This window comes from Bradyrhizobium sp. SZCCHNS1050, from assembly GCF_032484785.1.
In the GTDB taxonomy this organism is placed as follows: Bacteria; Pseudomonadota; Alphaproteobacteria; order Rhizobiales; family Xanthobacteraceae; genus Bradyrhizobium.
Window position 1 is genome coordinate 3,631,639 of record NZ_JAUETR010000001.1, and the last position, 12,083, is coordinate 3,643,721.

The following is a 12,083-nucleotide window of genomic DNA, read 5'->3' on the forward strand; positions in this document are numbered from 1 at the left end:
ATCTGATTAATCATCGGGCTTGCTCAATCCGGCAGCAGAAGGTCGCGGTACCTCTCTGCGAGAACGCCTAGTTCCACTTTTATGTCAATGCCTTACCAGATGTGCACGGCATGGCACACTTCTTGCGATTCCTGCCTGCGCAGACCGCCGGCCGCCTTGGCTGCGAAGCAGGTCTGCGTCAGGGAGATATTACCTCATGCTTACTCGACTCACTCGGGAATTAACGGCGCCGTTCAGCCGCCGTCGCTGGCTGGCTGCTGCTGCCGGCCTGGCGCTCGGCGCAGCCGGCTTTGGCCCGGCCAAGGCCGCTGACGACACCATCAAGATTGGCGTTCTGCATTCTCTGTCCGGCACCATGGCCATCAGCGAGACCACGCTGAAGGACACGATCCTGTTCTTGATCGACGAACAGAACAAGAAGGGCGGCGTGCTCGGCAAGAAGCTCGAGGCCGTCGTGGTCGACCCCGCTTCGAACTGGCCGCTGTTCGCCGAGAAGGCGCGTGAGCTGATCACCAAGGACAAGGTCGCGGTCGTGTTCGGCTGCTGGACCTCGGTGTCGCGCAAGTCGGTGCTGCCAGTGTTCAAGGAGCTGAACAGCATCCTGTTCTACCCGGTCCAGTACGAAGGCGAGGAGAGCGAGCGCAACGTGTTCTACACCGGTGCGGCGCCGAACCAGCAGGCGATCCCGGCGGTCGACTACCTGATGAAGGAAGAGAAGGTGAAGCGCTGGGTGCTGGCCGGCACCGACTACGTCTATCCGCGCACCACCAACAAGATCCTCGAAGCCTACCTGAAGTCCAAGGGCGTGGCTCAGGACGACATCATGATCAACTACACGCCGTTCGGTCATTCCGACTGGCAGACCATCGTCGCCGACATCAAGAAGTTCGGCTCGGCCGGCAAGAAGACCGCCGTGGTCTCGACCATCAACGGCGACGCCAACGTTCCGTTCTACAAGGAGCTCGGCAACCAGGGCATCAAGGCCAAGGACATTCCGGTCGTCGCATTCTCGGTGGGTGAGGAAGAGCTCGCCGGCATCGACACCAAGCCGCTGGTCGGCCATCTCGCCGCCTGGAACTACTTCGAGTCGATCAAGACCCCGGCGAACGAGAAGTTCATCAAGGACTGGCAGGCCTACACCAAGAACCCGAAGCGCGTGACCAACGACCCGATGGAAGCGCATGTGATCGGCTTCAACATGTGGGTGAAGGCGGTGGAGAAGGTGAAGTCGACCGATCCGGACAAGGTCATCGACGCTCTCCCGGGCACCGAGGCGCCGAATCTGACCGGCGGCGTGTCGAAGATGCTGCCGAACCACCACATCACCAAGCCGGTGTTCATCGGCGAGATCAAGGGCGATGGCCAGTTCAGTGTCGTCTACAAGACCAAGGACCTCGTCCCCGGCGACGCCTGGTCGAAGGAGCTCGAGGGCTCGAAGGACCTGATCGGCGACTGGGTCGGCAAGAAGTGCGGCAATTTCAACGTCAAGACCAACAAGTGCCTGGGCTCGGGCTCCTGATCTCGGCCTGACGCGACCATGACGACAGGAGAAGGCGGCGATGTTGCCGCCTTCTCCCGACCTCCTGAACTCCTGCCGGGGTTGTCCAGTGCCTGCTCTTTTTCTGGCGATCATTCGCCGTCTGCTTGTTTTGCTCGCCCTGATCGCCGTTTCCGTTCCCGCCTTCGCAGCCAGTTTCGAAGAGTCCGTCGCGAAGTTCGCGAACGATGATTTCTCGGACACGGACGAGGCCGTCGGCGAGATCGCCGTGTCGGGCAACCCGCTGGCTTTCCCGATCATCAGCGCGCTCCAGGACGAGCGGCTGATGTTCGATGCCGACACCAAGAAGGTCTTCATCAAGCAGGCCGACGGCAGGATCATCGATGCTGCCACCGGCGCCGCCGTCGACAAACTGCCCGACAATGCCGCCGCCGTCAGCCTCAACAACCGGCTGCGCCGCAGCGTCGATGCCGCGCTCGGTGGTTTGACGCTGCTGTCGCCGGATACCAACACGCGCCTGACCGCCGCAAGATCGGTGTTCAAGTCGCATGACGAGGCGACGTTGCCGACGGTGGAGTCGGCGCTCGCCAAGGAAACCAATCGCGCCGTGAAGCAGGCGCTGACCGAGGCGCGTGCCGCCATCCTCCTGTTCAAGTCTGACGCCAGCGAGGTCGACAAGCTCGAAGCCGTCGCCACCGTGAGGGCGCGCGGCGACCAGGAAGCCCTGGCGCTGCTGACGGAGATCGGCGGCGCGGACCAGCCGGCAACCGTCGCCAAGGCCGCGGCGAGCGCGATCTCGTCGATCCAGAGCTCGCTCGCAATCTGGTCCGGCGTGCAGAACGCCTGGTACGGCCTGTCGCTCGGCTCGGTGCTGCTGCTGGCGGCCATCGGCCTTGCCATCACCTTCGGCGTCATGGGTGTCATCAACATGGCCCATGGTGAGATGGTGATGCTCGGCGCCTACACCACCTTCGTCGTCCAGGAGGTCATCCGCACGCGCTACCCGGCGCTGTTCGACTATTCGCTGCTGATTGCCGTCCCGCTCGCCTTCCTGGTGGCCGGCGCGATCGGCGTGCTGATCGAGCGTACCATCATTCGCTTCCTCTACGGGCGTCCGCTGGAGACGCTGCTCGCCACCTGGGGCCTGTCGCTGATCCTGCAGCAGGCGGTGCGCACGGCGTTCGGTCCGACCAACCGCGAGGTCGGCAATCCCTCCTGGATGAGCGGTGCGTTCGAACTCGGCCAGATCACCATCACCTACAACCGGCTCTGGATCCTCTGCTTCACGATGGCCGTGTTCGCCATCCTGCTGGCGATGCTGCGTTACACCGCGCTCGGCCTGGAGATGCGTGCAGTGACGCAGAACCGGCGCATGGCGGCGTCGATGGGCATCGCGACCTCGCGGGTCGATGCGCTCACCTTCGGGCTCGGCTCCGGTATTGCCGGCATCGCCGGGGTGGCGCTGTCGCAGATCGACAATGTCAGTCCGAATCTCGGCCAGAGCTACATCATCGACTCCTTCATGGTCGTGGTGTTCGGCGGCGTCGGCAATCTCTGGGGCACCTTGGTCGGCGCCTTCACGCTCGGCATTGCCAACAAGTTCCTGGAGCCGGTCGCCGGCGCCGTGCTCGGCAAGATCGCGATCCTGGTGCTGATCATCCTGTTCATTCAAAAGCGCCCGCGCGGGCTGTTCGCGCTCAAGGGCCGGGCGGTGGAAGCATGATGCCGCACGTCCTCACCCGGTCGCTGGACCGCGCTGCGACCGTCTTCGTGCTCGTCGTCGCCGCCTGCGGCGTGCTGATCCCGCTGTCCAACCTGCTGCTGCCGGCCGGTTCGGCGCTGCAGGTGCCGACCTATCTGGTCGCGCTGTGGGGAAAATATGTCTGCTACGCGATCCTGGCGCTCTCCATCGACCTGATCTGGGGTTATTGCGGCATCCTCTCGCTCGGTCACGGCGCGTTCTTCGCGCTCGGCGGCTATGCGATGGGCATGTATCTGATGCGCCAGATCGGCACCCGGGGCGTCTATGGCAATCCGATCCTGCCGGACTTCATGGTGTTCCTGAATTATTCCAAGCTGCCCTGGTACTGGCACGGCTTCGACATGTTCTGGTTCGCGGCTTTGATGGTGCTCGTGGTGCCCGGCCTGCTCGCCTTCTGCTTCGGCTGGCTCGCCTTCCGCTCGCGCGTCACCGGCGTGTATCTGTCGATCATCACCCAGGCGATGACCTACGCGCTGCTGCTCGCCTTCTTCCGCAATGATTTCGGCTTCGGCGGCAACAACGGCCTGACGGACTTCAAGGACATCCTCGGCTTCAACGTCCAGGCGGAAGGCACCCGCGCCGCGCTGTTCGCGCTGAGCTGTCTCGCGCTCATTCTGGCGTTCCTGATCTGCCGGGCCGTCGTGTCGTCGAAGCTCGGCAAGGTGCTGATCGCGATCCGCGACGCCGAGTCGCGGACGCGTTTCCTCGGTTATCGTGTCGAGTCCTACAAGCTGTTCGTGTTCACGCTGTCGGCGTGCATGGCCGGCGTCGCAGGCGCGCTCTACGTTCCTCAGGTCGGCATCATCAATCCGTCCGAGTTCGCGCCCGGCAATTCGATCGAGGCCGTGATCTGGGTCGCGGTCGGCGGCCGAGGCACGCTGGTAGGTGCTGCGCTCGGCGCCGTCGTCGTGAACTACGCGAAGACGTTCTTCACCTCGGGCGTGCTGGCGCCGTACTGGCTGTTCATGCTCGGCGCATTGTTCGTGCTCGTCACTCTGCTGCTGCCCAAAGGCATCATCGGCACCTTCAATTCCTGGTGGGATCAGCTCGGCAGCAGGAGGCTGAACGCCGAGAGCGCCGCCCGCGAGGACGGCGTCACCGAACCCAAGATGGCGGAGTGAGCGCATGAACGTGATGGACACCCGCGCGACGTCGTCGCTGCTCTATCTCGACGGCGTGCACGTCTCGTTCGACGGCTTCCACGCCATCAACAATCTCTCGCTGACGCTCGAGCCCGGCGAGATGCGCGCCATCATCGGCCCGAACGGGGCCGGCAAGACCACGATGATGGACATCATCACCGGCAAGACCAAGCCCGACGAGGGCACGGTGCTGTTCGACGGCAAGACGGATCTCACCCGCCTCGACGAGACCCGCATCGCCGAGCTCGGGATCGGCCGCAAGTTTCAGAAGCCGACGGTGTTCGAGAGCCAGTCGGTCGAGGACAACCTGCTGCTCGCGCTCAATGTCGATCACAGCGTCAAGGGCACGCTGTTCTGGCGCGGCTCGAGGAGCGAGTCCGAGCAGATCGACCGGGTGCTCGAGACCGTGCGGCTCAAGGATGCCAGACGCAAGCTCGCCGGCAGCCTGTCGCACGGCCAGAAGCAGTGGCTGGAGATCGGCATGCTCCTGGCACAGGACCCGAAGCTGCTGCTGGTCGACGAACCGGTCGCTGGCATGACCGACGTCGAGACGCATCAGACGGCTGAGCTGCTCAAGGAAATCAACAAGGATCATACCGTCATGGTCGTCGAGCACGACATGACCTTCGTGCGCGAGCTCGGCGTCAAGGTCACCTGCCTCCACGAAGGCACGGTGCTGGCCGAGGGTACCATCGATCAGGTGTCGTCGAACGATCGGGTGATCGAAGTGTATCTGGGGCGCTAGGCGATGTTGGACGTCAAGGACATCAACCTCTATTACGGCGCCGCCCAGGCGCTGCGCGGCGTCTCGATCGCGGCGGAGCCCGGCAAGGTCACCTGCGTGCTCGGCCGCAACGGCGTCGGCAAGACCTCGCTGCTGCGGGCGCTGGTCGGACAATATCCGCTGGCCTCCGGCAGCATCACCTTCGATGGCGCCGACATCACCCATCTCAAGCCCTATGAACGGGCGCGCAAGGGCATCGGCTTCGTGCCGCAGGGGCGCGAGATCTTCCCGCTGCTCACGGTGGAGGAGAACCTCAAGACCGGCTTCGGACCGCTGAAGCGCAGCGATCGCAGCATCCCGGACGACGTGTTCTCGCTGTTTCCGGTGCTGGAATCGATGCTCGGCCGCCGCGGCGGCGATCTTTCCGGCGGCCAACAGCAGCAGCTTGCGATCGGCCGTGCCATGGTGATGCGGCCAAAGCTCCTGCTTCTCGACGAGCCGACCGAGGGCATCCAGCCCTCGATCATCAAGGACATCGGCCGGGCGATCTCGTATCTGCGCAATCTCGGCAACATCGCGATCGTCCTGGTCGAGCAGTATCTCGACTTTGCCTGCGAACTCGGCGACAACTTCGCCGTCATGGATCGCGGCGCGGTGAAGTTCACCTGCACCCGCGCCAATCTCGATCAGGCCGAGATCAGCCGCCAGATGGCGCTGTGATCATCACGTAGCTTCTCGACGCGGTCTCGCCCGCGTCTGGTCCCAGGGGAGGGGATCGATGCGGGCCGATCCCGCCAGCGCCGCTGCCGACATCTTCGAGGCCAACCGCGCCCGAGGCGCGGTGCGCTTCGACGTGCGGCTGCAGGATGGCATGACGCGGCGCCATCATCTGCATGAATCCGGCTCGCTGCGGGTGCGCTTTCCCTCGCCCGAGGACGACGGTCTGTCGGCGATGTTCGTCAACACGGCCGGCGGCATCGCCGGCGGTGACCACTTTGCGATCGAGGTCACAGCCGGCGAAGGTAGCCGCATGACGCTTTCGAGCGCCGCGGCCGAAAAGGTCTATCGCGCCGCTGGCAAGCCCGCAGAGCTCGATATCGCGCTGACCGCCCATGCGGGTGCCCACATCTCCTGGCTGCCGCAGGAGACCATCCTGTTCGACCGCGCCCGCATCCATCGCCGGATCGACATCGACCTTGCCGATACCGCCTCGCTGTTGTTGTGCGAGATCGTCGTGTTCGGCCGCACCGCGATGGGCGAGCGCATGCGTGAGGGCGAATTCGTCGATCGCTGGCGGCTGCGGCGCGGCGGCAAGCTGGTGTTCGCCGAGACGGTCCGCCTCGACGGCGACGTCGGCGACAAGCTGGCGCAGCCGGCCATCGCCAACGGCGGCGCGGCCATCGGGACCGCGCTGATCGTGCCGGGCGACGCCGCGCTGGTCGAGCGCATCCGGGAGAGCCTGCCGGCCTTCCGGGGAGAGGTCGCGCTGTCGGCCTGGAATGGATTTGCAATGGCCCGCTTCTGTGCCCAAGATGCCGCAAGCCTGCGCGCCGACATGATGGCGGTGCTCGGCTGTGCTTCGAATGGACCGCTGCCGCGGCTGTGGCTCAACTAGACGTTTACCAACTGATGACTACCAAAAGACCATCACCAGAGAGTCCGCATGAACCTGTCTCCCCGCGAAAAGGACAAGCTCCTGATCTCGATGGCCGCCATCGTGGCCCGCCGCAGGCTCGATCGCGGCGTCAAGCTGAACCACCCCGAAGCGGTCGCGATCATCTCCGACTTCATCCTGGAAGGCGCGCGTGACGGCCGCACCGTGGCCGAGCTGATGCAGGCCGGCGCCCAGGTCCTGACCCGTGACCAGGTGATGCCCGGCATCCCCGAGATGATCCACGACATCCAGGTCGAGGCGACGTTTCCGGACGGCACCAAGCTGGTCACGGTGCACGAGCCGATCCGCTAAGTCATTGCACGTCATTCGGGGACAGCGCGCAGCGCTGGGCCCGGAATCCAGAGGTGGCTTGAAAACAATCGTTTGAGATTCCGGGCTCGGTCCTGCGGACCGCCCCGGAATGACGGAGAAAAAGCGAAATGATCCCCGGCGAACTCTTCATCCAGGACGGCGAGATCGAGCTCAATGCCGGCCGCAAGACCGTGACCCTGTCGGTCGCAAATACCGGCGACCGGCCGATCCAGGTCGGCTCGCACTACCATTTCTTCGAGACCAATCCGGCGCTGAAGTTCGATCGCAGACGCGCGCGCGGCATGCGGCTCGACATCGCGGCCGGCACGGCCGTGCGCTTCGAGCCTGGCCAGACCCGCGACGTGCAACTGGTGGCGCTCGCCGGCAAGCGCATGGTCTACGGCTTTCGCGGCGACGTCATGGGCAAGTTGTAAGCCGATGCTGACCGGATTACGCCTCGTCTCCGAAGCCGCCGAGCTGGCGGCGCGCCGTCACGCCGGCCAGCAGCGCAAGGGCCGCGACGAGGAGCCTTACATCAATCATCTCGCCGAGGTCGCAAACATCCTGTCGGCAACCTGCGACGGCGAGGACGCCGAGCTCGTCGCGGCAGGCTGGCTGCACGACACCATCGAGGACACCGATACGGCCTCTGACGAGCTCGCGGAGCGCTTTGGGCGTCGTGTTGCCGACCTCGTCGTGGAAGTCACAGATGACATGACCCTGCCGAAGAGCGAGCGGCGCCAGGTCCAGGTCATCGCCGCGCCCGGCAAGTCCGCTGGTGCCAAGCAGATCAAGATCGCCGACAAGATCAGCAACATCCGCGCCCGAATCTTCTTCGAGCCGGACCTGGAGCAGCAGCTCGAGCTGATGGAGTATCTCGGCTGGGCCGAGCAGGTCGTCGCCGGCTGCCGCGGTGTCAACGCGCGGCTCGATGTGCTGTTCGATGAGACGGTTGCGAATGCGAGGGCGACGTTGTGAGCGTATTGGCTCGCATGCGCCCTGCTGCTGTCTGCGGCCTGCGTGCGGCATCGGCTCTTGCAGCATTTGCCTCTGCTGCTTGGGCGGCCGACGATCAGCGCTGGCGCATTTTCGAACAGGACGGGGGAGCGCTGCTATCTCCGAGTCATAGCGATGAGGCCACCGACGATGTCGGTTCGCCCTCCTTTCGCTGCAAGGCCAAATCCGGGACCATCGCCGTCACGGGAGATGCCGGCCAGGAGCTTCGCAATGCGGTCGCTGATCTTCTGCGGTCCAACGGCTATCCGCAGGTCGAGATGGTCCCGGCGAGCCGGTTCGGGCAAGCCCTCCTGAGCGTGTCCTACAGCGAGGCGGGATCGGTCTGGGAGTATAGCTTTGAGTTGGAGGCGGATGCGCCCGCCTTCGATGCGTTTAAGCGGTCCGGACGATTGACGTTCAAAGTCGGCAAGACCGTCGTTCGCGAGGAGTTCAAGGCGGGTCTTGAGAACGTCGCCAAGTTTCAATCGATCTGCGCGCGTCCCAAATGAGCCGCACCGGATATATTTGAGAGCTAGAGGCTGGAGCACGACATGTCCGTCAAGATCAAGCGTTCCGTCTACGCCGACATGTTCGGCCCGACCACCGGTGACAAGGTCCGGCTCGCCGACACCGACCTGATCATCGAGGTCGAGAAGGACTTCACCACCTATGGTGAGGAGGTGAAGTTCGGCGGCGGCAAGGTCATCCGTGACGGCATGGGCCAGTCGCAGGCGACCAACAAGCAGGGCGCCGCCGACACGGTCATCACCAATGCGTTGATCGTGGATCACTGGGGTGTCGTGAAGGCCGACGTCGCGATCAAAGAGGGCATGATCTCAGCGATCGGCAAGGCCGGCAATCCGGACATCCAGCCCGGCGTCACCATCGTGATCGGCCCGGGCACCGACGTGATCGCGGGCGAGGGCAAGATCCTCACCGCCGGCGGTTTCGACAGCCACATCCATTTCATCTGCCCGCAGCAGATCGAGCACGCGCTGATGAGTGGCGTCACCTCGCTGCTCGGCGGCGGCACCGGCCCGTCGCACGGCACCTTCGCCACCACCTGCACGCCCGGCCCCTGGCACATCGGGCGCATGATGCAGTCGTTCGACGCGTTCCCTGTGAACCTCGGCATCTCCGGCAAGGGCAACGCGTCGCGCCCGGCCGCGCTGGTCGAGATGGTCAAGGCCGGCGCCTGCGCGCTGAAGCTGCACGAGGACTGGGGCACGACGCCGGCGGCGATCGACAATTGTCTCTCGGTCGCCGACGATCACGACGTGCAGGTCATGCTGCACTCGGACACGCTGAACGAGTCGGGCTTCGTCGAGGACACCATCAAGGCCTTCAAGGGCCGCACCATCCACGCCTTCCACACCGAAGGCGCCGGCGGCGGGCACGCGCCTGATATCATCAAGGTCGCCGGGCTGAAGAACGTGCTGCCGTCGTCGACCAACCCGACGCGTCCGTTCACGCGCAACACCATCGACGAGCATCTGGACATGCTGATGGTGTGTCACCATCTCGACCCGTCGATCGCAGAGGATCTCGCCTTCGCCGAGAGCCGCATCCGCAAGGAGACGATCGCGGCGGAGGACATCCTGCACGATCTCGGCGCGCTCTCGATGATGTCATCGGATTCGCAGGCGATGGGCCGGCTCGGCGAGGTCATCATCCGGACCTGGCAGACCGCCGACAAGATGAAGAAGCAGCGCGGCGCGCTGCCGCAGGACAAGGGCAAGGACAACGACAATTTCCGCGTCAAGCGCTACATCGCCAAATACACGATCAACCCGGCGATTGCGCATGGCGTGTCGAAGCTGATCGGCTCGGTCGAGAAGGGCAAGCTCGCCGACCTCGTGCTGTGGTCGCCCGCCTTCTTCGGCGTCAAGCCGGACTGCGTCATCAAGGGCGGCACCATCGTCGCCGCGCCCATGGGCGATCCGAACGCCTCGATCCCGACCCCGCAGCCGGTGCATTACCAGCCGATGTTCGGCGCGTTCGGCAAGTCGTTGACGGCTTCGTCCGTGATCTTCACCTCGAAGGCGGCCATCACCGGCGGGCTCGCCCGCAAGCTCGGCCTTTCGAAGAAGCTCTACGCGGTGCAGAACACCCGCGGCAGGATCTCGAAGAAGAGCATGATCCACAATGATGCGACGCCCAATATCGAGGTCGATCCGGAGACATACGAGGTGCGGGCCGACGGCGAGCTCCTGACCTGCGAGCCGGCCGAGGTGCTGCCCATGGCGCAGCGCTACTTCATGTACTAAGCTCCCGCCCGGTACCAGAACCAGAAAAGTACCGGGAGGACGAGTTCGTGATCTATGTCGTTGCCACCTTGACCATCAAGCCCGAAACCCGTGCGGAATTCATCGCCGCTGCGGCTGCCTGCATTGCGGGGACCCGCAAAGAACCCGGCAATATCGCCTATGATTTGCATGAGAGCGTCACCGACCCGAGCAAGATGGTCTTCGTCGAGCAGTGGGAGAACGCCGAGGCCTTGGTGCCGCACCGCGCGACCGAGCACATGAAGACGTTCGGGCGCGTCGCGGTCAAATGCATGTCGGCCCCGCCGAAGATCGAGATCATCACGCCTGAGAAGGTCGATGTCCGCTGAGCGGAATAAGAGTGAGCGCAATAAGAGAATGAGAGTTTCAGCATGATCCGCGCGACACGCGTGCTCGGGCAGCATCGTTGGAAGGAGGCTGCCGCCGATTCCATCCTGCTCGATTTCGATGACCGGCACCGGCGGCGGCTGGTGATGACCGGAACGCGTGGGCTGGAGTTTCTGCTGGACCTCGAGCACGCTACCGCATTGCGCGGTGGCGATGCCCTGGTGCTGGAGGACGGCCGGCTGATCGAGGTCGTGGCGGCGGCCGAGCCGCTGCTCGAGATCCGGGCTTCCGATCCGCATCATCTGGTGCGGCTGGCCTGGCACCTCGGCAACCGGCACCTGCCGACGCAGATCATGGCCAAGAGCCTGCGCATCCGCCGCGACCACGTGATCGAGGCCATGGTCAAGGGTCTCGGCGCGCGCGTCATCGAGATCGAGGCACCGTTCGATCCGGAAGGCGGCGCCTACGCCGAGCCCAGCCATGCGCACGGCCACGATGATCATGATCACCACGGTCACGATCATCATCACGATCATGCCGGGCACGATCACGCGCATCACGGCCACGACGACGGCCATGCACATGATCATCACGTGCATGACGAGCACTGCGGCCATGACCATCACGATCACGGTCATTCCCATGCTCATGAGCACAAATGAGGAGGGGGCTCGGCCGGCTGCAATCAGGGCCGCGGATTCGGCTGCGCTGTATCGGCTGCTGACATGGCTGTCGCCGGCGTTTCCGATCGGCGGCTTCTCCTATTCGAGCGGCATCGAATGGGCCGTGGAGGCAGGCGACATCGGCGATGCGGCGGAGCTGCGCGGCTGGCTCGCGACGATGCTGACCAACGGCTCCGGCTTCTGCGACGCGGCTTTCCTCGCGCACGCGTATCGCGCGGTCGAGCTCGACGATATGGCCAGCCTCCGCGAGGTGGCCGAGCTTGCGGCCGCGTTCGTACCGTCGCGCGAGCGTCAGCTCGAAACCACCGCGCAGGGCCGGGCCTTCATCGAGATCGCGCGGTCCGCCTGGAACTGCGCAGGCCTCGACGAGGCGGTGGCGCGCTGTGAGACCATCGTCTATCCGGTCGCCGTGGGGCTGGTCGGCGCGCTTCACGGCGTTCCTCTGGGACCCCTGCTGCACGGCTTTCTGCACGCCCTGACGTCGAACTGGATTTCCGCCGGCAGTCGTCTCGTACCGTTGGGGCAGACCGACAGCCAGCGCGTGCTCGCCGCGTTGGAACCTGTCGTCGCCGCGACGGCGGACCGCGCTCTGCTCGCCTCGCTCGATCACATCGGCGGCGCAACGTTCCGCTCCGATCTCGCAAGCCTTCATCACGAGACGCAATATACAAGGCTGTTTCGGTCGTGATGAAGCGGGGCA

The 12,083-nt window shown here is 64.6% G+C and carries 14 protein-coding genes; all 14 read left to right on the forward strand.

All coding sequences use genetic code 11. From position 1 onward, the window contains the following. Window positions 1-196: 196 nt before the first annotated feature. Window positions 197-1,519: an urea ABC transporter substrate-binding protein gene (gene urtA / locus QX094_RS16370; RefSeq protein ID WP_315713823.1), complete on the forward strand. Its 1,323-nt coding sequence runs from the start codon at window positions 197-199 to the stop codon at window positions 1,517-1,519. A gap of 88 nt (window positions 1,520-1,607) precedes the next feature. Beyond that, window positions 1,608-3,221: an urea ABC transporter permease subunit UrtB gene (urtB, locus tag QX094_RS16375; protein ID WP_410051200.1), complete on the forward strand. Its 1,614-nt coding sequence runs from the start codon at window positions 1,608-1,610 to the stop codon at window positions 3,219-3,221. Beyond that, on the forward strand, window positions 3,218-4,381 hold the full coding sequence (gene urtC, locus QX094_RS16380) for an urea ABC transporter permease subunit UrtC (protein WP_315713824.1): 1,164 nt from the start codon (window positions 3,218-3,220) through the stop codon (window positions 4,379-4,381). The genes urtB and urtC overlap by 4 nt, the downstream gene beginning before the upstream one ends. 4 nt (window positions 4,382-4,385) lie before the next feature. After that, complete coding sequence (gene urtD, locus QX094_RS16385) at window positions 4,386-5,147, forward strand: urea ABC transporter ATP-binding protein UrtD (RefSeq protein WP_316172657.1); 762 nt, start codon at window positions 4,386-4,388, stop codon at window positions 5,145-5,147. A gap of 3 nt (window positions 5,148-5,150) precedes the next feature. Next, window positions 5,151-5,846: an urea ABC transporter ATP-binding subunit UrtE gene (urtE, locus tag QX094_RS16390; RefSeq protein WP_315713826.1), complete on the forward strand. Its 696-nt coding sequence runs from the start codon at window positions 5,151-5,153 to the stop codon at window positions 5,844-5,846. A 58-nt stretch (window positions 5,847-5,904) separates the two neighbouring features. Further along, a complete protein-coding gene (locus tag QX094_RS16395) occupies window positions 5,905-6,741 on the forward strand; it encodes an urease accessory protein UreD (protein ID WP_316188027.1) in 837 nt (278 codons plus the stop codon). A 48-nt stretch (window positions 6,742-6,789) separates the two neighbouring features. Further along, window positions 6,790-7,092: an urease subunit gamma gene (locus QX094_RS16400; RefSeq protein ID WP_315713828.1), complete on the forward strand. Its 303-nt coding sequence runs from the start codon at window positions 6,790-6,792 to the stop codon at window positions 7,090-7,092. A gap of 128 nt (window positions 7,093-7,220) precedes the next feature. Continuing rightward, window positions 7,221-7,526 carry an urease subunit beta gene (locus QX094_RS16405; protein WP_315713829.1) on the forward strand — a complete coding sequence of 102 codons (306 nt, stop codon included), beginning with the start codon at window positions 7,221-7,223 and terminating at the stop codon, window positions 7,524-7,526. A 4-nt stretch (window positions 7,527-7,530) separates the two neighbouring features. Next, entirely contained in the window at window positions 7,531-8,070 is a 540-nt protein-coding gene (locus QX094_RS16410) for an HD domain-containing protein (RefSeq protein ID WP_316188028.1), read from the forward strand. After that, a complete protein-coding gene (locus QX094_RS16415) occupies window positions 8,067-8,597 on the forward strand; it encodes a hypothetical protein (protein WP_315713831.1) in 531 nt (176 codons plus the stop codon). The genes QX094_RS16410 and QX094_RS16415 overlap by 4 nt, the downstream gene beginning before the upstream one ends. A 42-nt stretch (window positions 8,598-8,639) precedes the next feature. Beyond that, window positions 8,640-10,355: an urease subunit alpha gene (gene ureC / locus QX094_RS16420; RefSeq protein WP_315713832.1), complete on the forward strand. Its 1,716-nt coding sequence runs from the start codon at window positions 8,640-8,642 to the stop codon at window positions 10,353-10,355. 47 nt (window positions 10,356-10,402) lie between these two features. Further along, window positions 10,403-10,702: a putative quinol monooxygenase gene (locus QX094_RS16425; protein WP_315713833.1), complete on the forward strand. Its 300-nt coding sequence runs from the start codon at window positions 10,403-10,405 to the stop codon at window positions 10,700-10,702. 42 nt (window positions 10,703-10,744) lie between these two features. Then, window positions 10,745-11,362 carry an urease accessory protein UreE gene (gene ureE, locus QX094_RS16430; protein WP_316188029.1) on the forward strand — a complete coding sequence of 206 codons (618 nt, stop codon included), beginning with the start codon at window positions 10,745-10,747 and terminating at the stop codon, window positions 11,360-11,362. Next, window positions 11,349-12,071 carry an urease accessory protein UreF gene (locus QX094_RS16435; protein WP_315714368.1) on the forward strand — a complete coding sequence of 241 codons (723 nt, stop codon included), beginning with the start codon at window positions 11,349-11,351 and terminating at the stop codon, window positions 12,069-12,071. The genes ureE and QX094_RS16435 overlap by 14 nt, the downstream gene beginning before the upstream one ends. The last annotated feature ends 12 nt before the right edge of the window (window positions 12,072-12,083 follow it).

What these genes read in the sequence shown, in the direction of transcription:
- urtA (WP_315713823.1), top strand. Translation starts at nt 197, where the DNA reads ATGCTTACTCGACTCACTCGGGAATTAACGGCGCCGTTCAGCCGCCGT.
- urtC (WP_315713824.1), top strand. Translation starts at nt 3,218, where the DNA reads ATGATGCCGCACGTCCTCACCCGGTCGCTGGACCGCGCTGCGACCGTC.
- urtD (WP_316172657.1), top strand. Translation starts at nt 4,386, where the DNA reads ATGAACGTGATGGACACCCGCGCGACGTCGTCGCTGCTCTATCTCGAC.
- urtE (WP_315713826.1), top strand. Translation starts at nt 5,151, where the DNA reads ATGTTGGACGTCAAGGACATCAACCTCTATTACGGCGCCGCCCAGGCG.
- QX094_RS16395 (WP_316188027.1), top strand. Translation starts at nt 5,905, where the DNA reads ATGCGGGCCGATCCCGCCAGCGCCGCTGCCGACATCTTCGAGGCCAAC.
- QX094_RS16400 (WP_315713828.1), top strand. Translation starts at nt 6,790, where the DNA reads ATGAACCTGTCTCCCCGCGAAAAGGACAAGCTCCTGATCTCGATGGCC.
- QX094_RS16405 (WP_315713829.1), top strand. Translation starts at nt 7,221, where the DNA reads ATGATCCCCGGCGAACTCTTCATCCAGGACGGCGAGATCGAGCTCAAT.
- QX094_RS16410 (WP_316188028.1), top strand. Translation starts at nt 7,531, where the DNA reads ATGCTGACCGGATTACGCCTCGTCTCCGAAGCCGCCGAGCTGGCGGCG.
- ureC (WP_315713832.1), top strand. Translation starts at nt 8,640, where the DNA reads ATGTCCGTCAAGATCAAGCGTTCCGTCTACGCCGACATGTTCGGCCCG.
- ureE (WP_316188029.1), top strand. Translation starts at nt 10,745, where the DNA reads ATGATCCGCGCGACACGCGTGCTCGGGCAGCATCGTTGGAAGGAGGCT.
- QX094_RS16435 (WP_315714368.1), top strand. Translation starts at nt 11,349, where the DNA reads ATGAGCACAAATGAGGAGGGGGCTCGGCCGGCTGCAATCAGGGCCGCG.